Source organism: Planctomycetota bacterium (assembly GCA_035574235.1).
Lineage (GTDB): Bacteria > Planctomycetota > MHYJ01 > MHYJ01 > JACPRB01 > DATLZA01.
On sequence record DATLZA010000177.1, the window covers coordinates 1 to 19,227 of the forward strand.

Below are 19,227 nucleotides of genomic sequence, written 5' to 3' on the forward strand. Positions count from 1 at the left end.
GCGCCGCGTCCGGCGCCGCGCCGCCGGAGGCTCCGAAGCCGCCCGCGCCATCGCTTCCACGACGCGGTCCCGCCGTTCCGTCGACGGCGCCAGCGCCGCCGCCCGCCCGAGCGCCGCCGCCGCCCGCCCGATCGATTCGAATTCGGAACGGCACGCCGCGCATCCCCCGAGATGGCCTTCCGCCCGGCGGGCCGGCTCGACGTCCAGATCCCCGAGCGCCAGCTCGGGAAGGAGCCTGCGGACCTCGGAGCACTTCATGGGCACCCTCCTTGGCGGACCCCTTCGCCGCGGCCGTCCGCCGCCAGCTTCCGGGCCAGTTCCCGAACCGCCTCGTGCACGCGAAACTTCACCGTCCCCACCGGCGCCTTGACGATGCGGGCGATTTCGGCGTACGAAAGCCCGGCGTACACCCGAAGGACGAGCGCTTCGTGCTTGGCCGGGCCCAGCGCCCCGAGCGCCTCCGTCAGGCGCCGCTCTTCCTCCCCCGCCTCCGCCCGGAGCGCCGGACCCGGCAACGGGGACGGCATCGCGTCCCGGAACGAGATCACCCGCCCCCGCTCGGCGTCCGTTTCCGCCTCCAGCGGCATCTCGCGCCGCCGTTTGCGCGCCTTGAGGTAATCGAGCGCCAGGTTCCGCGCGATCGTGAAAATCCACGTGCTCAGGGACGCCTCGGGCCGGAACTCCCCGACCGAGCGGACCACCCGCACGAACGTCTCCTGGAAGAGATCCTCCGCCGCATGCCGCTCGCCGACGAAGCGGTACAGGAAATTCACCAGCGGCTTCTCCAAGCGCTCCACAAGCTCCCGGTACGCCGCCGCGTCCCCGCGCGCGCATCTCCGGAGGAGGTCTTCCTCCACGTCCATGCGATTCTCCCGATCGGGCACCTTCCGCCTCCTTTTAACGCTCTCCCTGATAACGGGTTGGGGGCTGGAAGTAAATGTCGGCAAAACCGGAGCTCCGGCGACATGCCGGAAGGGAAACTCCCCTTCACGTCCGTCTAGGATTATGACGATCCGATGTGTTAGAGTAAGGGCCTGAGCTTATGCCTCGAAACGCGCAGCGGCGTGCCGGAACGGCCGCGGATGACGCGGTCCTCATCGAGCGCAGCCGCAAGGGCGAGCCCGGGGCGTTCGAAGCCCTGATGTCCAAATACGCCAACCTCGTGGGCTCGATCGCCTTCAACATCGTCGGCGACCCCCACGTGGCCGGAGACATCACTCAGGAAACCTTTCTCAAGGTCTATCGAAACCTCGCGCGCCTGGAAGATCCGCGCCGCTTCAAGGGCTGGCTGTGCTCCATCGTCCGCACGACCTGCGTGGACTGGCTGCGCAAGGAACGGGTGAAACCCTGCTCCCTGGAAAAGATCTCCGAGGACGGACTGGAGCCCGAAGGAGAATTCCTGGGAGGCGTCTTCCGGCAGACGTCCACCGAAGTCGAGGAGCTGCGCGAGAAGATCCTTCACATCGTCAACGGACTGCCCCGGATCTATCAGCAGATCATCTTCCTGAGGCACCTCCGGAAGATGACCTACCGGGAAATGAGCGACTTCCTGGGACTGCCCGTGGCCACGATCGAGTCGCGCCTCTATCGGGCGCGGATTATGCTGAAGAACAAACTCATGGATCTTTATCTCTGAGGACTTTTTCGAGCCGGAAGGAAAATCCGATGCCCTGTCCCGAGGACATGAAACTGCTGCTGTCCCGCTACGTGGACGGCGAGCTTTCGCCCGAAGAGCGCGCCCGCGTGGAAGAGCATGTCGGCGGGTGCGGGGAGTGCCGGGAGCTCCTGGCCCTCTTCCAGCGCCACGAGAACCTCCTGGCGGACGCGCTTTCGGCCGACGCCTTCGGCGACGCGGTCGTGGCCTCCGTGATGGCCTCGCTTCGCAAGGAGGCGCCGCCGGTCGCCCGCCCCGTGGAGGAAGGCCTGGGAGACTGGCTCCGCGCCCGGCCGGTCGTGCCGCTGGCCGCTGCGGCGCTTTTCGTCGTGGGCCTGGTCACCCTTCTGAGCATGACCCATGCCGCGCGCGTGGAGGCGCTCAAGCAGTCCCTCCAGGAGCAGGTTCAGGCGGCCCGCGAGGCGCGCGAGGAAACTCTCCGCCTGGCCCGCCAGTTCCAGGAGCAAGCGGAAATGACGTCGCGGCTCTCCGACGAGCTCGCCCGCGAGGCGCGCGACCGGCGCACCGACGAGATCCTCCGCGCCGCGCGCGAGGGATCCGTCCTGGGCTACGTGGACCCCGAGGGGTACGCGCACCGCCTTGTCGTCAAGGCCCGCTTCGACGGGGGCCGCTTCTCCGGCTACAACGTGTACCGCCGCAACGAGAAAGACCGCGACGACCGGTTCGTGAAGCTCAACCCGGAACCGCTCAAGCGGCCCGAATTCGAGGACCGCTCGGCGCGCCCCGGCCAGGGCTACGTCTACAAGTTCGAGGCCCTCCGGCCGGATGCCGACCCGGTCGAATCGGTCCCCGTCTTCATGCGCCTGCCGGCCGCCGGAGATCTCGACCCCGAGCGGACGGTCCGCATCGTCTGCGAGGAACTGGCCGCGCCCAAGGATCTGGCGCGCTTCCGCCTGGAGCGCACGATCGCGGGCCGCAAAGTAACGCACCGCTTCTACGCGGGCCTCGGCCAGCGGGTCGGCGACCGGGTCCACGTCCCCGGCGTCGGCGAAGTGGATTTCACCACGGACTTCGTCCTGGGGCGGATCGAGGAAGGCACGCAGACTCTCTCGATCACGTACACGGAGCAGCGCTTCGATCCCGACGGAAAGCCGGTGTTCCTGCGCCTGGGCGACGGGATGTTCATCCCGGATACCCGCCAGTACGAGGTGGCCATCGGCGCGCGGGAGAGCCGCCGGGCGGTGCTCCGGCCCGCGGGCTCCACAGACCCGCGGTTCGAACGGGCCGTCTGGAAGGACGGCTCGATCCTGGTGCCGGCGCCGCGCTGACCCGCCCGGCTCACTTCGAAGTGAGGTCGAAGACCCCGTCCCAATCCTCCGGAGGCGGGGTCGACCGAAACAACCCGGCGCGCTCCGCGTAGAACCGGGACGGCCCGTCCTCCGGCATCCGGGCCAGCGCCCTCCGGAACCCTTCGAGCGCCTCGGTCCACCGGCGCGCGCGGAAGAGCGCCAGGGCCGCCTCGTATTCGATCAGCGCCGTCTCGTCGAACGGAAGAGGTTCCCCCGCCTCCGCCAAGAGCTCGTAAATCGCCACCGCTTCGCGCTTGCCCACCACCCGGACGCGCCCCAGGTCCCGCGTCCGGAAGCGTCCTCCCGACCGCTCCCGGGTCGCCTCGCTGATGAGGATCGAGGTCCCGTACTCCTTGTTGACCCCTTCCAGACGCGCGGCCAGATTGACCGCGTCCCCCAGCACCGTGTAGTCCGACCGGTCCGCGGCCCCGACGTAGCCGGCGATGGCCTCTCCGCTGTGAATGCCGATCCGGGAGGAGATCCGCGGCAGCCCTTCCCGCGCCAGCTCCTCGTTGAGCGGTCCAAGAAGCGCCCGGCATTCCAGCGCCGCCCGGCACGCCTCCTCCGCGTGCCGGGGCGAGGGCACGGGAATCCCGAAAAGCGCCATAATCCCGTCGCCGAGATACTTGTCCACGTAGGCCTTGCGGCCCTTGAGAGCCCGCGTCATCCGGTCGAGATACCGATTCACGAACGGCACCAGGACTTCGGGCGCCATCCGCTCGGAAATCGACGTGAACGAGCGGATGTCGGAGAAGAAAAACGTCCCTTCCATCTTGCGCGGACGCGCCAGGAGCTCCGGATGCTCCAGGAGGATCGTCACGAGCTCCGCGCTGGTGTTCTTCTCGAGCTCCCTCTGGAGCTTGCGCCGCGAACGCTGCGCCACGAGTTCCTTGTAGGCCGTGGTCCCCGCGAACGCAAAGGCCGCCGCCGAGAGAGGACCCGCCATCGGGAGAACGAGCGCCGCCCCCGTCAGGGCGAACGCCCCGAGCCCCACGATGAGCGCCGCCAGCCCCCCGAGCGCCGCCGCGCTGGCGACGGAACTCCCGTAGGTCACCGCCAGAGTCGCCGCCACGCCGGCCCCCAGGACGAACGCGAACTCCACCCCCCGCGAAACCCGCCCGAGCGCCTGGCGCGTCAGAACCATGTTGGCCACGTTCGCCAGCACGTCCATTCCCGGGGTCGATTCCCCCAGGGGCGTGGGATGGAGATCCCCGCTCGCCGTGCTGGCCGACCCGATCAGGCAGACGCGCCCCTCGATGAGCGGGCGGAGCTTCTTCTCCAAAACGTCGGCGTCCTTCAACCCCGCCACCTGCGCGCGCCAGCCCGCCAGCGCCTGCTCCGAACGCTCGCGGATCCGCGGACTGGAGATTCCCGCCAGGCTCGCCTCGATGCGGCCGATCTCGGCTTCGAACTCGCGGATGATGCCCCGGCGGATCTCGTCCATCCGGGCCTCGATCGCCCGCGCCTCCTGCGGAGCCAGATCCTCCTGCCCCGCCAGCGCCGTCCGCAAGCGGTCGCTCAACCGGAGGTACTCGTCGCCGCCGAGGGACGCCCGCGCGGCGTCGTCGAGCTGCGCGAGCGTCCGGCGCACCGTGGCGTCGAGCGACTCGTAGCGAGCCTCGTAGTAGCTGAGAACCAGCAGAAACGGAACATGGGCGAACGGCAGTTCCCGGGCGTCCCGGCCCCGGCGACGGTGGCGATTCCCCGCCCAGTTCACCAGCAGCCGGCCTTCCTCATCCAGCGGCAGAGAAAACGCCCAGTCCCCGCACCGCAGCGTCAATTCCCGGGGCCGCAGGGTCGCCTCGACCGGACCCTTCCCGTCGGACAGGAGATGAAGCGCGCTTTCAAGCCCCAGGTAGGGATACGCCCGGGCCCCGTGCACGAGATGCGTCCAGGGGCGCCGCATCGTGCCGTCCGAATCGGGCGCCGCGTTCACCAGACCCGCCCCCCGCGCCGCTTCCAGGAACGCCCACGCGGGCGGAACCACGCCGTACACCGGAACCAGGCGGTCCGGAAGACCCTCGACCCGCACGAAGGGACTGATCTCGGCCAGGCGGCGGCGGGCCCGGGCATGTCCGTACGCGTACTGCAGGCGCTTGAGCTCCGCCCGGTGAAGGCGCGGGTCGTAGCCCGGGAGAAAACGGGCCCGCACCTCCGCGAAGGAGGCGCCCGGCCGCTCGGCCAGAAATCCGTTCACCAGCTCCAGCGCCGCCTCGTGCCGCAGCGCGACCATCTCGTCCTCCAGCTCCTTCTCGGAAAGCCCGGCCGCCCGGGCGACCTCCCCGGGCGCCGCGGCGAAGTCCCGGGACAAAAGCTCCAGCACGCGCGCGAAGCGCTCCCGAACCGGCGGGGACAGAGGATCTGTCAGCTCAAAGTGATAGGCCAAAAGGACCTTCCCGGACGCGGCGATCGCGAAGCGCAGCGCCCGGTCGGAAGGCGTAAGGACGCTTTCTCCCGTTTCTTCGTCGAACTCGCCGGGACGCGGGACCGCCATCTTGAATTCGACGTCCAGCGCGATGCGGCGCGCTCCCAGGCGGTCCAGCGCCAGGATCGCCTGGGCGAAGTACTCTCTGGGGAGGGGCCAGCGCAGATCGCGGAACGTGCCGTCGTCCATGTCCACGAGCACGATCCGGTCGGATTCGCGAATCGGGGGTCGAAGCCGGAAAGCGGCGTCCAGCGCGGCGTTTTCGGCTTTCTGGGCCAGCGGCGCGCGCGCGCCGAAGGCGCCCGCCACGACCAGGGAAATCGCGGCGCCGATGAGAATCCCCGGTCGGGGGTCGCCCCGTTCGGCGGCCCGGCTCACCTGCCGGCGCCAGACGCCCAGCGGGTTCACGCGCCGGCCGGTCTCCGCCGACGCGCCGAGAGGCGAACGATCAGCAGCAACGCCGCCGCTTCGGCGCCGAGCAGGCCGCACGAAGTCCCCGCCGCCGAACCGTCCCCCCCGGACCCCGCCGGAGGCGGCGCCGGCGGCATCTCCTCGGAACCCGCGAGCGAGGCACTCCCTTTCGGTGAGGGCACCGGATCAGGCTGGATGTCCGTCGAATTAAAGATGAGATACAGAATTCCAGGGGTCCGATTGTAAACGAAATATCCCCGCCCGACGAGCAGGTCCGTCACAGGGGAATAGCTCCGCCCGTCCCACGCGTAGGGCGAACCGATCCAAGCCGTGGCGCTCCCGGTGCTGAGGGGGTTGGGGAGCGCCCCGTCCGTATCGACCAGAACGTCCGACCAGCTCATGAGCGTCATGTTGTTCGCACGATCGAAAAACGGCTGGGAAATCTGGTTCCATCCCGGCTCCAGAGGCAGCACGAACCTCCCCCCCACGCGCGTCGCCACGGGCGCGAAACAGTCCGGCGCGCTCACGTCGAGCACCGTCGCGGCCTTCCCCAGCGCCCAGAAGGATTCCCCCGACAAATCGCAATGCCCCGGCAGCTCGACCAAATCCCGATATCGACCGCCCCGCCAGATCAGCACCCGGTAGAGGGCGGGATTATAGGGACCCAGCGCGTTCTCCAGAACGGACAAAAGCTCCTGCACCGTGCAATACTGGGGAACGGAACGCAGCTGGTATCCCGATCCCGGTCCCGGAATCGGGACGGAATCCGCAAAGGACGTCCCGTCCGAAACGGTGTAGCAATCTCTCAGGATATCGCTGGGGCGAACGCCGTTGTCCACCTCGACGGAATAAACGCCCGGCGTCGTCCCGGCCGGGACCACCGCCTGCACGAGGCCGGAGTGAACGAAGGCGACGGCAAGGGAGGTGAACGCGCCCTGCACATCCCTCAGCCCCACCTGCGTTCCTGCCGTAAAGTTGCTCCCCTCGACCCAGAGAACGACATCGCCGGCGTTGGACCCTCCGCGCGGGCAAACGCGCACCACTTCGGCCGGCGCCGGGGTCTGAGCGAACGCCGCGGAGACCGCGGCCGCCTGCAGCGTCGCGGCCGCCAGAACTCGAATCGTCTTGTTCACGGACCTCTCCTTTACGGGCTGGGCGGCGGAGGCGGAGGAAGCGGAATCGAGGGCGGCCCCGAGAACGCCCCGCTGGCCGGCCGCCGGGGACTGACGACTTCGAAAGGCGGCACGAGGAAGGGGTCGATCGGATTGGCCCCCAGGTCGAAAATCGAGATCCCCAGCTCCTCCGGCCGGCGCCCGAAGTAACCCCAGGCCTGCCAGTGAAAGTCCACGAACGCCAGTTCCCGGTCGCCCAGACCCCAGTTCGTCACCCGCCCGCGATCTTCCACCGGGAACGCCAGCCGAAGCAGATCCGTAAGGTGCTCCCAGTTCCCCGAGGACACCTCCAGCGCCACCCACCGGCTGCGTCCCTGGCGTGCCGGCGCGCGGACGATGCCTTTCGACCCGGAGACCGACGTCGTCGAATTCGGCGCGGCGACTCTCATGTCCGCCTTGAGATCGCCCTTCTGAATGTCCACTTCGATCGCGCCGAACTTGAGCTGAACGCCGGCGTTGACCGCGGAACCGGAGCGGGCCAGTTCCTCCACGCGGGCCTGCGTGAGCGACCGCACTTCGACCGTCAGGCTTCCCGCCGTTCCCGGGGCGCCGTGAAAAAGAAGCGTGGCGGACGAGGCGACCGCGGTGCAGATCTCCGAGCCCTTGCGAAGCTTCATGTCCCGCGCCGCCGGCACCCAGTCCTTGTCGTCGGGACGTTTCACGTCCACCGCGCCTTTGAGCGCCACGATCGTGGCCTCCAGCTCGCGGACCTGGGGCGGTTCCTGCGCCTCCAGGCGCCCCGCCGCCGCCAGAACCGCCAGCACGACCATCCGCTTCGACTTCATCGCCCTTACCTCCCCGACGGGATCGCGGCTCCGCGCTCGCGGTAGTGTTCGGCGTTCGTGATCACGTCGATCAGTTCCCGCCCGGAAACGTATTCGTCCGTCGTGCCGCCGGAAAAGATCCCGAGATAGACGCATTCCCGGAAGGCGTACCGCCGGCTGATCCCGAAAATCCGCATCGTAAGGCCGCCGCGGATGTCGAGCGCGCGGCAGAGCATGTAGGCCACCGTGCCCTTGGTCACCGGGTCGGAGGGCTGCAGCGCCCAATCCGGATCGATCAGACCGCGCTCCAGGAGTCCCCGTCGAAGAACCTCGAAGTCTCCGCCCTCGTGGCGGCCCGAAGCCAGCGAGAGAACCATGCGGCCGGCGTCCTGGTACGTGGCCCGGTCCTGCTCGAAGAGGCGCCGGACATATTCCGTCCGGGCCTCGCGCCGTTCCGCCGGGGCGCCCTCCTGGAGCGCCCCCGCCGGAACCGCCGCGGCCAGCGCCGCCGCGATCGAAACGCCCCAACCCTTCATCGGAAAGCCCTCAAAAGCTGTACGTGACGGAGGCGCCGGCGAAGTCGCGCGGATCGTCGTCCGCGTAGGCGTCGCCCGGCCAGAAGCGGCCGAAATGAAGCGCCATGCCGACGTCCGAAAAAACCCGCCAGCGGAGAAAGAGATCCAGCTCCCGCCCCACGTCCCGCTCCGGAAGCGCCGCCCGAGGATCGGAGATGGCGCCGGACGGTTCGTCCTTCCAATATCCGTAGACGTACATCCCGACTTCAAGCACCCGAAACGCCTCCACTCCGACCAGCGGGCGCAGCGAGCCCCCGAATTTCAGGATGTGAAGGTTCGAGACGCGCGGGAAGAGGGAAAACCCCGTGTGAACGTACCCGAAGGCGAGGAATCCCTCGTCGTCGGTCCCCGCCTGGTTTCCGGCCGCGGTGTCGGTCACGCTGGCCCGATCCGGATCTCCCGAGCCGAACAGATACTCCAGCGCCAGGTAGGCCGACGTCGGAGAATTGAATCGATAGTCGACGGTGGCCAGAAGGGCCCACGCGCGGATGTCCTCCTCCTGGGTCGTTCCCGCGGCGACGCTCGTGCCGAATTGGAAAATCCCCTCGGCGGAGTAACCCAGCCCTCCGGAGAGGGTCCCGCGGGCCCCGAGCCCCACATAGCGGGCGTTGTAATCCCAGTCCTGAAGGGGATTCTCGGGGTCCTCGTCGTTGAAGTCCCGTTCCACCAGGGCGACGACGTACGCCCGCTGGTAGGCCGCCGGAAGGTAGCTCACTTCCACGGCGGCGAAGCCGCGCCGGCTGTCGTCCGCGTTGGGAAGCGACCGATCGATGTCGTCGTCGTGAGGAAGACTGTGGGCCAGGAACCCCCGCACACCCCAGCGCCCCGCCGCCCAGCTGGCGTGAGCTCCATAGGCCACGGCGTTGAAGAGAAGTCCGCGTCCCACCGTCAGAAACTGGCGGCCGGCCCGCACGACGAATTCCTCGCCGTCGCCGCCCCAATCGGCCTGAACGAAGGCCTGATCCACCCGAGCCGCGTGCGTGCGGTCGTCGTCCTCTCCTTCGAACTGGTCGCCCGAGCTGAAGTCCACGTGGTCGGACTGGAGCCGAAGGTAGGCGGTGTAACGCCGCTCGATCGTCAGCTCGCCCCAGAGCCGCAGGTCGTAATAGCGCAGGGTTCGGTGCTTTTCGAAAGGCTCGTCGTCGAGACGCACGAACTCCGCGTGCAGCCAGCCGCCGATCTCCCAGAGGATGGACTGATGGACGTCCTCGGGTCCCCGGGGCCGATCGTCCATGACCCGGCGGCGCTCTTCCTCCAGGAAGGGCTTATCCTGAACCTGGGCCGCGGCGCTGCGGGGAAAAAGAACCCACAAAAGAAGCAGGAACACCCCTCCGGCAGGACCCCTCCTCACCTTCCCTCCCTAACGAATGAAGTATTCATTATCCCGTGCCTCAGGCGCGAGTCAAGCGCATTCGGCCTTTGACCGGGCCCTCGAGGGGCGGCTAAACTGAAGAGAGGGGTGAGACACGCCATGCGGGCGCTGCCGGGCGCCCTTCTCCTGCTGATCCTCTCGTGCGAGCCGTCCGCCGCGCCGCCGGGCCCGCTCCTTCTTCCTTCGGCGCGGGCGGTGAACATTCCCCCTGGCGCCCCGGCCTTCGCGGTGCAGCGCGTCTACGACGGCGACACCCTGACCTTGGCGAATGGACGCAAGGTGCGCCTGCTGGCCGTGGATACGCCGGAACTGCGGGGCCAGGACGGCCGCCCGGAGGAGGGCTCCCGCGAGGCGCGCGACTTCGTCCGGAATCTGTGCGAAGGCCGGGAGGCATGGCTGGAATTCGACGTCGAGCGGGAGGATTCCTACGGCCGGTGGCTGTGTTACGTCTACGTCCGGACGCCGCAGGGAGACCGGATGGTCAACGCGGAGCTGCTGCGGGCGGGTTTGGCGCGGTACTACACGCCCGGTCCCGTCAACCTCCGGCATGCGGAATTTCTCCTGGCCTGCCAGCGGGAGGCCCGCGAGGCGGGCCGGGGCACGTGGAAGGATTACGTCCTGGCCCGGGACAAAGCGGTGGTCGTCACCCGCACCGGCCGTGCCTACCATCGGCGCGACTGCGAGACGCTGCGGACCTCGCGGGAGCTGAGAACGGTCCGCCTGGAGGAGGCCCTGGACCGGGGACTGAGCCCCTGCCGGACCTGCCGGCCGTAGCCGCGCCACTTTGGAGTGCAATCCTCGCCCTCATTTGCTTTAATAGCGCCTCGCCATGACCGACCTTTACCTCGGCATCGATCTCGGCGGCACGAACGTCAAGATCGGAGTCTGCACCGCCCAGGGGGAGACCCGCGGCAGCGTCTCGATCCCCACGGAGGCGGCGAAGGGCCCCCAGGACACGATCGCGCGGATGGCGGCGGCCGCCCAAAAGCTCATGGAAAAGACCGGCCGCGCGCGCGCGTGCGGCTCCGGCGTCCCCGGACCGCTCGACCTCGAACGCCGCACGCTCTTCCGCGCCACCAACATGCCGGGATGGATCAACGTCCCCTATCCGAGCCTTCTGGGCGAGCGTCTGGGCATGCCGACCTTCATGGAAAACGACGCCAACTGCGCCGCCTGGGGCGAATACATCGCCGGCGCCGGACGCGGCACGCGGAGCCTGGTGCTTTACACCCTGGGCACGGGCGTCGGAGGCGGAATCGTCATCCACGGCGAGCTCTGGGTGGGCGCCAGCGGCGCGGCGGGCGAGCTCGGCCACATGACGATCGACCCCAACGGCCCGGAATGCGGCTGCGGCCAGAAGGGATGTCTCGAGCAGTACGCCTCCGCCACGGCGGTCGCGCGCCGTTGGGGCAAAGGAAGCGCTAAGGAATGCTTCGACGCGGCCCGGAAAGGCGATCCCGAGGCGCTCGCCGTCGTGGAATGGGCTTCCGAAGCCCTCTCGATGGGCTTGGCCAACATGATTCACGTCCTTCACCCGGACATCATCGTCCTGGCGGGAGGCATGGCGCAGGCGGGCGACCTCCTCGTCCGCCGCGTCCGCGAAGGCGTCCGCCGCCGGGTCTTCCCCGTTTTCGTGGAGAAGATCCGGATCGAATCCTCCAAAGTCTCCGGCGACGACGCCGGGTGGCTGGGCGCCGCCCTGTGGGCCGCCCGCAAGCTCGAAGACAAAGGCATCCGCGAACCCACTTCCGGATCGTGCCGATAGTTTCCGTCCCCCGGCCGTCAGCCTCCCGAAAGCGCTCATGGTGGACATCGAAAAAATCCGCAATTTCTGCATCGTCGCCCACATCGACCACGGGAAATCGACGCTCGCGGACCGCATCCTCGAGCTTACGGGGACCGTCTCGTCCCGCGAGCTGCGCGAGCAGTTCCTCGACTCCAACGCTCTGGAGCGCGAGCGGGGAATCACGATCAAGGCCAAAGCGGTGGCGATGGACTGGAAAGGATACCGCCTGAATCTCATCGACACCCCCGGGCACGTGGACTTCAGCTACGAAGTGTCCCGTTCCCTGGCGGCCTGCGAGGGGGCGATCCTGCTCGTCGACGCCACCCAGGGGGTGCAGGCCCAGACCGTGGCCAACGCCCTTCTGGCGCTCGAAGGCGGTCTGGAGATCCTGCCGGCCGTCAACAAGATCGACATGCAGACCGCCCAGGTGGAGGAAACCCTCCTCGAAATGGAGAACACGCTGGGCATCAAGCCCCACGAGGTGTTCAAGGTCAGCGGCAAGCTCGGCACCGGCGTGGAAGAACTGCTCGAAGCGGTCCTGACGCTCGTCCCGCCGCCCAAGGGAGACCCGGCGGCCCCCCTGCGGGCGCTCATCTTCGACTCCCAGTTCAACGAGTACCGCGGCGTCGTGGCCTACGTGCGCCTCATCGACGGAACGCTCCGCCGCGGAGACCGGATCAAGTTCCTGGGCACCGGCAAGGAATACGAGGTCGAGTACGTCGGCCTCTTCAAGCCGCACATGGTGGAAGTGCCGATGCTCTCCGCCGGCCAGGTCGGATACCTCATGGCCAACATCAAGACGCTCCAGGACGTCCGCGTGGGGGACACGATCGTCTCCTCGGCGCGGCCGGACGTCCCGCCGCTTCCGGGTTACAAGGAACCCCTGCCGGTGGTCTTCTGCGGCTTCTACCCGACGGGCGGCACGGACTACGAGGACCTCAAGCGCGCTCTGGAGCGGCTGTCGCTGAACGACTCGAGCTTCAAGTGGCAGGCCGAAACGAGCGAGGCCCTGGGGTTCGGATTTCGTTGCGGCTTCCTGGGGCTCCTGCACATGGAAATCGTCCAGGAGCGCCTCGAACGCGAGATGGGGGTGGAGCTGATCCAGACCGCCCCCAACGTCACCTACGAGATCGTGGCCCAGACTCACGAGGGCCCCAAGGTCCTGCGCGTGGACAACCCCGCCAAGCTCCCCGACGAGGGCCTCATCCGCGAATGGCGCGAACCCATGGTCCGCGCCCGCCTGGTCATCCCCGCCGAATCGATCGGCGCGATCATGCAGCTCTGCCAGGACCGCCGCGGAACCTACGAGCGCACCGAATACATCTCCCGCAACCGGGTGATCCTGACCTACAAGATGCCCTTCGCCGAAATCGTCTACGACTTCTACGACAAGCTCAAGTCCCTCACGCGGGGATACGGAACCCTCGACTACACGTTCCTGGGCTACGAGCCGGCGAACCTCTGCCGCCTGCGGATCCTGGTGGCCGGGCAGGAAGTGGACGCCCTTTCCGTGATCGTCCACCGGGACACCGCGGAGCAGAAGGGCCGCAAGATTCTCAAGATCCTCCGCAAGGAGATCCCGCGCCACCTCTTCGAAATCGCGCTTCAGGCCGCCATCGGCGGCAAAATCATCGCGCGCGAGGACATCGGCGCGGTGGGCAAGAACGTCCTGGCCAAGTGCTACGGCGGCGACATCACCCGCAAACGCAAGCTCCTGGAAAAGCAGAAGGAAGGAAAGCGCCGCATGAAGTCGGTCGGGAACGTCGAGATCCCGCAGACCGCCTTCATGGCCGTCCTGCGGTCCGCGGAGGATGAAAGCTGACCGGCCATTCTTCTGGCGAGCCTCGGACCTTTGTGCTGGAATAGCCGCCCATGACGGAAGCGACCGCCGCCCCCGCGAAGACCGCCGGCCGGGCGGACCTCCTGCGCGCGCATCCCCGCGCCGCCGGAGCGGCCGCCTTCCTTCTCTTTCAGGCCGCGCCCCTGACGGCGTTCGTGGCCTCCCGGTCCGAACCCGCGGCCGTCTGGCGCGGGGTCGCCCTGGCCTTCATGGTCGCCGCGGCCGTTCCGGCGGCCGCCCTGGCGCGGCGCGCCCCCTGGGCCCCCCGGGCGGTCCTCGCCCTGGCCTGGACCCAGATCGTCGCCGTCCTCCTTCACGGCATGTCCGCCGGCTTCGCCTCGCCCCATTTCGTGTTCGGCGGAATCCTCGCGGGAGTCCTCGTGGCCCTCAACGCGCTCGCCCCGCGCCCGGAGGCGTCCCGCTCCGCCCCCCCCGCCGCCGAACGCCCCTCCGAGGCCGTCGGACTCTGGCTCAAGGAGAACGTGGAGGCGGTCGTCGTGGCGTTCATCATGGCGCTCGTCATCCGCTGCTTCTGCATCGAGGTCTTCAAGATCCCCTCGAGCTCGATGGAGCCCACCCTCCTCGGAGACTACACGGAGGAACATCAGCGGGCCTCCGCCTGCCCCTATCGCGACGCTCACCGCCACTCCCGCGGCGGAGACCGCATCATGGTCACGAAGTACTACTACGCCGCCTCGGCCGTCGAGCGCTATGACGTCGTCGTCTTCCGCTTTCCCCTCAACCAGTCCCGCAATTTCATCAAGCGCGTCGTGGGCCTGCCCAACGAAGAACTCAAAATCCACCGGGGCAATCTCTACGTCCGGCCGCTCGGAAGCTCCGAACCCTTCCGCATCGCCCCCCGGACCCTCCGCACGCAGGAGTCCGTCTGGATTCCTCTGACGCCCCCCCGGGGATTCCTGGCCGACCGAGCCTCCTTCGAAGGCCGCTGGAGGCGCGCCCCCTCCGGCGGGTCCCACGCCGACTTCGACGTCCAGCAGGGAGAACTCACCACCCACGAGTCCCCCTCGGGCGGCCGCGACATCGCCTTCGTCTGCGAGCGACCGGGCGGAGAAACGGACGCCGACGATCTGCACCTCGAGTTCGAGTTCGAGCTCACGAGCCCGCGCGGCGAGGTCTTCGCGGAGATCGTCAACGCCTACGGGCGCTTCGAGGTGGTGCTGGCCACCGACGCCGAAAGCGAACTTCGCTGGTACGAACCCGGCAGCGAGACCCGCCGTCCCTCCTCGGCACGGATTCTCCGGGACGCCCGGCCGAGCCTGGACCGCCGGATGCATCTTGCCCTTTCCGTCTACGACGGCCGCGCGGTGGCCCGCGTGGACGGCGGAAAGGCGGAGGAGCTGGAGTTCATCACGACGTTGGACGCCCTCAAGCTCAATCCCGACCCGGACCGCCGCGCCGCCTTCGGGGCGCGCGGAGCCACCTTCCGGGCGCGGTCGCTCCGCCTGGCGCGGGACATCCACTACGAAGGCAAGCAGGATCGCGCCCACGGCCTGGGAGAAGACGAAACCGTCCGGATCCCGCCGGGTCACTACGTCATGATGGGCGACAACGTGGGCAGCTCCCACGACTCCCGCGCCTGGGTCCGCAAGCGCTTCGCGCTGGCCGACGGACGCGTCGTCGAGTGCGAGGGCCAGGAGGAGGACAACTTCAAGGCGATGACGAAGGAAGCCGTCATGGCGCGCTACGGGCTGAAGAGGCTTCCGGACAAGATCGTGGCGGCCGACACGTACGGGGTTCCCTGGGCGCTCTACGACGAAGATCCGGGGGACCTGCGGCCCGGCCTCCCCGCCGGCGTCCTCAGGGAGCGCCTGCCCGAGGAGCCTTTCCGCACGATTCCCGAGAAGTTCGTCGTGGGCAAGGCGCTCTGGATCTGGTGGCCCCCCGGCCGCTGGTTCCGGCTGATCCGCTGAGCCTCCGCCGTCACAGATAGCGGTTGACGAAATAGACCAGCGTCCCGCCCGCCCCCAGCACGAAGGTCAGCGTGAGGAAATTCGAGACCGTTCGGCGCAGGATGCGGCGCGCGTCGTCCGACCGGCAGGCCTCCAGCACGAGAAGGATCGTCAGGCAGATCGGAACGTAGAGAAAAAGATAGCTCACGCCTTTCACGGACCCGCCTCCGAAGACTTCCCTTCCGCCGCCGGAGCCGCCACCGCGGGCGCGGGCGTCCCCTCCGCCGAGGGAGCCGCGTCCGGCCGCCGGGGAACCGGCATCTCCAGAACGTTCAGCATCAGGACCACGTTCAGGAGCCCCGCCACGCAGACGTAAAGAAGCCCCGGGTCGTACCAGCTCGGCGGCAGGTCCTCCCTCGGAAACGCCCGCTGGTCGGCCAGGAGACGGCCGACCAGAAACGTGGCGCCCGAGCCGTACTGGCCCACGTAGTAGAACGGGTTCTCGTCGAAGGCCACGGCGCGGAAACCCACGATCCACAGGCCGAAAAGGTACGTGGCCCCCAGCAGGAGCAGGAAGAAAAGCCCCTTCTTCCACTTCCCCATCGCGACGTGCCCCGCCCCCGGCAGAAGCCAGGCCAGGACGAACGCCGCCGCGCGCCGGGGCTCTTTCCGGGAGGCCACCCCGACCAGGGCGAAGGCGGCCCCCGCGGCCAGGAGCACCATGCGCCATTCCTCGGCGGAACTCATGTCACCATGCGGAAATTGGCGCCCAGATACTTCTCGCGCACCACGGGGTTCTCCACCACCTCCGCGGGCGGGCCGAAGGTCAGAACCCGGCCGTCGTTGATTATATAGGCGCGATCCACGATCCGCAGCGTTTCGCCGACGTTGTGATCCGTCAGAAGCACCCCGATCCCCCGGCGGCGGAGCTGCTGAATGAATCCCTGAAGCTCGCTCACCGCGATCGGATCCACGCCCGAGAAAGGCTCGTCCAGAAGGATGATCGACGGATTCGTGATCATCGCCCGGCAGATCTCCAGCCGCCGCGTCTCGCCGCCCGACAGCGTGAACGCCCTTTGAGGAGCCAGGCGCGCCAGCCCGTACTCCTCCAGCAGCCGCATCGCCCGCGCGCGGCGCTCCCGGCGCGGACACCCGCACGCCTCGAGGATCGCCAGGAGGTTCTCCTCGACCGTCAGCCGCTGGAATACCGAAGGCTCCTGTGGAAGGAATCCCATCCCCCGGCGCGCGCGCTTGTAGATCGGCAACCGCGTGACGTTCTCGCCCCGGAAGAGGATCCGCCCCGCGTTCGGCCGCACCAGTCCGATGACCATCCGAAACGTCGTGGTCTTGCCGGCGCCGTTGCGGCCCAGAAGGCCCACCACCTCGCCCCGGTCCACCTCGAGGCTGACGCCGTCGACGACCTTCCGCGGGCCGTACACCTTCGTGACGCCGTCGACCTGAAGAAGGAGAGGCTCGTTCATCGATCGGAAACCGGGCGGCGCCCGGCGCGCCTATACCCTACCTGAAACGCCCCGCCCGATCCACCGCAATCAGGACCTTACCCCACGCCCAGAAGCGTCTCCGCCGCCGGCCGCCCCGCCCACCCCGGCGGCAGGCCCGCCAGCTCCGGATCGCGCTCCACCCAGGCGAAAGCGTCCTCCCGCGCCTCCTCCAGGATCCGCAGGTCCTCCGCCGGCCGCGCCGCCCGGAACTCCGGAAACCCGCTCTGACGGGTCCCCAGCGCCTCTCCCGGACCCCGCAGCCGCAGATCCGCCTCGGCGATCCGAAAGCCGTCGGACGTGGCCACGAACGCGTCGATCCGCTCGTTGCGCTCCCCGAAAAGAATGCAGTACGACTCGTGCGGACCCCGTCCGATCCGGCCCCGAAGCTGATGGAGCTGCGCCAGCCCGTAGCGGTGGCATTCCTCGATCACCATGAGGGCGGCGTTCGGAACGTCGATGCCCACCTCGATGACGACCGTGGAAACGAGGATCCGCGCCCTCCCGGACCGGAAGGCCTCCATCGCGGCCTCCTTTTCCTCCGGACGCATGCGGCCGTGCAGGAGCGCCGCCTCGAACTCCGGAAATTCCCGGCGGACCTCCTCGTACTTGCGGACGGCCGAAGCCAGGTCCGCGCGCTCCGATTCCTCGATCATCGGACAGACGAAGTAGACCTGGCGCCCTTCCCGCAGCTTCCGGCGGATGAAGGCGTACTTCGCGCGGCGCCCCGCCGCGGGGACGTAGAGCGTCACGACCTCGCGCCGGCCGGGCGGCCGCTCGTCCAGCACCGTGACGTCGAGATCGCCGTAGAGGGTCAGCGCCAGCGTCCGGGGAATGGGCGTGGCCGTCATCACGAGAACGTGCGGCCGCGTCCCCTTGCGCCCCAGCGCCGCCCGCTGAAGCACTCCGAACTTCTGCTGTTCGTCGATCACCACGAGCGCCAGATCGCGGAACCGCACGTTCTCCTCCAGAAGGGCGTGCGTCCCGACGACCAGATCCGCCTCTCCCGCGGCGATCCGCCCGAGAAGCTCCGCCCGGCGGCGCGGCGGAAGGCCCCCGGCCAGGAACGCCAGCCGCACCCGCGACCGCTCCAGAAGCCGCTCCAGGGTCCGGAGATGCTGCTCGGCCAGGACCTCCGTGGGCGCCAGGAGCGCCGCCTGCGCGCGGTTCCCCACGGCCGCCAGCAGGGCGTAGGCGGCCACGACCGTCTTGCCGGATCCCACGTCGCCCTGGAGAAGACGGTTCATGGGCGGCCCCGCGGCCAGGTCCTGCCGGATCTGCCGCACCGCGCGCTCCTGCGCGCCGGTCAGCTTGAACGGAAACCGCCGCCGGATGCGGAAATCCATCGCCTCGGAAACCCAAAGCCGCCGGCCCGGCGCGCGCGCGATCGAGCGCCGCGCCAAGGCCAGCCGCAGCTGGAGCGCGAAAAACTCCTCGTAGGCGAACCTCCTCCGGGCGCGCTCCGCTTCCTCGGGCGATTCGGGCCGATGAATCGCCCGGAGCGCCTCGCCCATCCCCGGCAGGCCCCGCCGGGCCCGCACCTCGTCCGGCAGAGTCTCCGGAATCCGACCGGCGGCGACCTCCAAGGCTCGCTCCACAAGGTCCCGCAGGAACCGCCGGCTCAGGCCGTCCGGCGTCGGATACCCGGGCACCAATCCCGCCGCATGCCGGGGCTCCCGCCCGTCCCCCAGGATTTCGAATTCCTCGACGGCGACCCGGGGGCGTCCGTCCGGCGCGGTCCGACCGGCGGCCACCACCTCGCTTCCGATCCGGAACTCCCGGGCCCGGTACGGCTGCCGGAACCAGACGAGCACCGCCCTTCCCGACGGGTCGCCGACGTGCACCTCGAGCACGGGGATCCCTCGCCGGGCGGACCGGTAGGAGCGGACCGCCGTCACGACGCCCTGGACGGTGACGGCTTCCCCGGCCGGCAGCCTTCCCAGCGGCACGCACCGGCGGCGGTCGTAGTAGCGCGAAGGAAAGTGGAAGAGAAGGTCCCGCAGGGTTCGCACGCCCAGGCGGGCCAGGAGCTCCGCGCGGCGCGGTCCAACGCCCTCGAGGAACTCGACGGGCGTCCGGGCGGGATCCTCAGGCGTCACGGTTGAGTTCCGCCAGGAGCGTCTCGAGCGGAATTCCGTGGTAGCGCGCCGCGTCCGCCAGCGTCTCCACGTCCGCCGCCACGCACAGCTCCTGTCTCCGATCGACGCACTTGAGCCCCAGGCGGCGAAAGACGGCCAGCACACGCTCGCCGCGCTCCAGAGCTTCGCGGATGTTGGTCCCCGCGTCGAAGCGGACGGGCTCTCCCATGCGCGCCCAAGATAGCATGCCGGGACCGGCCGGGCCAGCCCCTGCGGCCCGATTTCCCGGGACAGGAATTGCCCATGCAGGGGCTCCGGCCCGACGTAAGTCCTCCGGGGCCAGGACGATGAGCCAATCCGGCGGGTCTCCCGCACGCTGCGGGCGTACGATGATTGTCTCCGCACGCCGCGGTTCCTCGTGGACGCGCATT

The 19,227-nt window shown here is 68.9% G+C and carries 18 protein-coding genes; 6 read left to right on the top strand and 12 right to left on the bottom strand.

Annotation, left to right across the window (positions count from 1 at the left end; all coding sequences use genetic code 11):
* Both VNO22_16640 and VNO22_16645 read right to left on the bottom strand, forming a co-directional pair.
* The coding region (locus tag VNO22_16640; protein ID HXG63001.1) for a zf-HC2 domain-containing protein at nucleotides 1-258 on the bottom strand (258 nt) is incomplete at its 3' end.
* The gene (locus VNO22_16645) at nucleotides 255-863 is read right to left on the bottom strand and encodes a sigma-70 family RNA polymerase sigma factor (protein ID HXG63002.1); all 609 of its coding nucleotides are present in this window, start codon (nucleotides 861-863) and stop codon (nucleotides 255-257) included. The genes VNO22_16640 and VNO22_16645, both read right to left, overlap by 4 nt.
* A 179-nt stretch (nucleotides 864-1,042) precedes the next feature.
* Here VNO22_16645 and VNO22_16650 point away from each other — a divergent pair, with 179 nt between their 5' ends.
* Entirely contained in the window at nucleotides 1,043-1,636 is a 594-nt protein-coding gene (locus VNO22_16650) for a sigma-70 family RNA polymerase sigma factor (protein HXG63003.1), read from the top strand.
* 29 nt (nucleotides 1,637-1,665) lie between these two features.
* On the top strand, nucleotides 1,666-2,943 hold the full coding sequence (locus tag VNO22_16655) for a zf-HC2 domain-containing protein (protein ID HXG63004.1): 1,278 nt from the start codon (nucleotides 1,666-1,668) through the stop codon (nucleotides 2,941-2,943).
* Nucleotides 2,944-2,953: 10 nt separating this feature from the next.
* Here the strand turns inward: VNO22_16655 and VNO22_16660 are convergent, their stop codons facing one another.
* The 5 genes from VNO22_16660 to VNO22_16680 are packed head-to-tail and all read right to left on the bottom strand — an operon-like array spanning nucleotide 2,954 to nucleotide 9,662.
* The gene (locus VNO22_16660) at nucleotides 2,954-5,797 is read right to left on the bottom strand and encodes a CHASE2 domain-containing protein (GenBank protein HXG63005.1); all 2,844 of its coding nucleotides are present in this window, start codon (nucleotides 5,795-5,797) and stop codon (nucleotides 2,954-2,956) included.
* The gene (locus VNO22_16665; protein ID HXG63006.1) at nucleotides 5,794-6,933 is read right to left on the bottom strand and encodes a hypothetical protein; all 1,140 of its coding nucleotides are present in this window, start codon (nucleotides 6,931-6,933) and stop codon (nucleotides 5,794-5,796) included. The genes VNO22_16660 and VNO22_16665 overlap by 4 nt, the downstream gene beginning before the upstream one ends.
* 11 nt (nucleotides 6,934-6,944) lie before the next feature.
* A complete protein-coding gene (locus VNO22_16670; GenBank protein ID HXG63007.1) occupies nucleotides 6,945-7,757 on the bottom strand; it encodes a hypothetical protein in 813 nt (270 codons plus the stop codon).
* Nucleotides 7,758-7,762: 5 nt separating this feature from the next.
* Nucleotides 7,763-8,272, bottom strand: a complete 510-nt coding sequence (locus tag VNO22_16675; GenBank protein ID HXG63008.1) for a hypothetical protein — start codon at nucleotides 8,270-8,272, stop codon at nucleotides 7,763-7,765.
* A gap of 10 nt (nucleotides 8,273-8,282) precedes the next feature.
* Complete coding sequence (locus VNO22_16680) at nucleotides 8,283-9,662, bottom strand: alginate export family protein (protein ID HXG63009.1); 1,380 nt, start codon at nucleotides 9,660-9,662, stop codon at nucleotides 8,283-8,285.
* Nucleotides 9,663-9,770: 108 nt separating this feature from the next.
* On the opposite strand from VNO22_16680, the gene VNO22_16685 reads away from it, so the two are divergent.
* From VNO22_16685 to lepB, 4 genes are read left to right on the top strand one after another with little or no spacing between them, the layout of a single operon-like run.
* A complete protein-coding gene (locus VNO22_16685; GenBank protein ID HXG63010.1) occupies nucleotides 9,771-10,457 on the top strand; it encodes a thermonuclease family protein in 687 nt (228 codons plus the stop codon).
* Between the two features lie 55 nt (nucleotides 10,458-10,512).
* The gene (locus VNO22_16690; protein HXG63011.1) at nucleotides 10,513-11,448 is read left to right on the top strand and encodes an ROK family protein; all 936 of its coding nucleotides are present in this window, start codon (nucleotides 10,513-10,515) and stop codon (nucleotides 11,446-11,448) included.
* A gap of 37 nt (nucleotides 11,449-11,485) precedes the next feature.
* Nucleotides 11,486-13,291 carry a translation elongation factor 4 gene (gene lepA, locus VNO22_16695; protein HXG63012.1) on the top strand — a complete coding sequence of 602 codons (1,806 nt, stop codon included), beginning with the start codon at nucleotides 11,486-11,488 and terminating at the stop codon, nucleotides 13,289-13,291.
* Between the two features lie 50 nt (nucleotides 13,292-13,341).
* Nucleotides 13,342-15,240 (top strand): signal peptidase I, encoded by a 1,899-nt coding sequence (gene lepB / locus VNO22_16700; protein ID HXG63013.1) that lies wholly within the window; start codon nucleotides 13,342-13,344, stop codon nucleotides 15,238-15,240.
* Nucleotides 15,241-15,250: 10 nt separating this feature from the next.
* On the opposite strand, the gene VNO22_16705 is transcribed toward lepB, so the two are convergent.
* From VNO22_16705 to VNO22_16725, 5 genes are all read right to left on the bottom strand, one after another.
* A complete protein-coding gene (locus VNO22_16705) occupies nucleotides 15,251-15,436 on the bottom strand; it encodes a hypothetical protein (protein HXG63014.1) in 186 nt (61 codons plus the stop codon).
* Entirely contained in the window at nucleotides 15,433-15,966 is a 534-nt protein-coding gene (locus VNO22_16710) for a DUF6677 family protein (protein ID HXG63015.1), read from the bottom strand. Before VNO22_16710 ends, VNO22_16705 begins: the two co-directional genes overlap by 4 nt.
* Nucleotides 15,963-16,700 carry an LPS export ABC transporter ATP-binding protein gene (lptB, locus tag VNO22_16715; protein ID HXG63016.1) on the bottom strand — a complete coding sequence of 246 codons (738 nt, stop codon included), beginning with the start codon at nucleotides 16,698-16,700 and terminating at the stop codon, nucleotides 15,963-15,965. Before lptB ends, VNO22_16710 begins: the two co-directional genes overlap by 4 nt.
* 77 nt (nucleotides 16,701-16,777) lie before the next feature.
* Nucleotides 16,778-18,817 carry an ATP-dependent DNA helicase RecG gene (recG, locus tag VNO22_16720; protein HXG63017.1) on the bottom strand — a complete coding sequence of 680 codons (2,040 nt, stop codon included), beginning with the start codon at nucleotides 18,815-18,817 and terminating at the stop codon, nucleotides 16,778-16,780.
* Nucleotides 18,807-19,025 carry a DUF1858 domain-containing protein gene (locus tag VNO22_16725; GenBank protein ID HXG63018.1) on the bottom strand — a complete coding sequence of 73 codons (219 nt, stop codon included), beginning with the start codon at nucleotides 19,023-19,025 and terminating at the stop codon, nucleotides 18,807-18,809. The genes recG and VNO22_16725 overlap by 11 nt, the downstream gene beginning before the upstream one ends.
* Between the last annotated feature and the right edge of the window lie 202 nt (nucleotides 19,026-19,227).

Coding starts and splice junctions, on each gene's coding strand:
- VNO22_16645 (HXG63002.1), bottom strand. CDS start 863: ATGGACGTGGAGGAAGACCTCCTCCGGAGATGCGCGCGCGGGGACGCG.
- VNO22_16650 (HXG63003.1), top strand. CDS start 1,043: ATGCCTCGAAACGCGCAGCGGCGTGCCGGAACGGCCGCGGATGACGCG.
- VNO22_16655 (HXG63004.1), top strand. CDS start 1,666: ATGCCCTGTCCCGAGGACATGAAACTGCTGCTGTCCCGCTACGTGGAC.
- VNO22_16670 (HXG63007.1), bottom strand. CDS start 7,757: ATGAAGTCGAAGCGGATGGTCGTGCTGGCGGTTCTGGCGGCGGCGGGG.
- VNO22_16675 (HXG63008.1), bottom strand. CDS start 8,272: ATGAAGGGTTGGGGCGTTTCGATCGCGGCGGCGCTGGCCGCGGCGGTT.
- VNO22_16690 (HXG63011.1), top strand. CDS start 10,513: ATGACCGACCTTTACCTCGGCATCGATCTCGGCGGCACGAACGTCAAG.
- lepA (HXG63012.1), top strand. CDS start 11,486: ATGGTGGACATCGAAAAAATCCGCAATTTCTGCATCGTCGCCCACATC.
- lepB (HXG63013.1), top strand. CDS start 13,342: ATGACGGAAGCGACCGCCGCCCCCGCGAAGACCGCCGGCCGGGCGGAC.
- VNO22_16710 (HXG63015.1), bottom strand. CDS start 15,966: ATGAGTTCCGCCGAGGAATGGCGCATGGTGCTCCTGGCCGCGGGGGCC.
- lptB (HXG63016.1), bottom strand. CDS start 16,700: ATGAACGAGCCTCTCCTTCTTCAGGTCGACGGCGTCACGAAGGTGTAC.
- VNO22_16725 (HXG63018.1), bottom strand. CDS start 19,025: ATGGGAGAGCCCGTCCGCTTCGACGCGGGGACCAACATCCGCGAAGCT.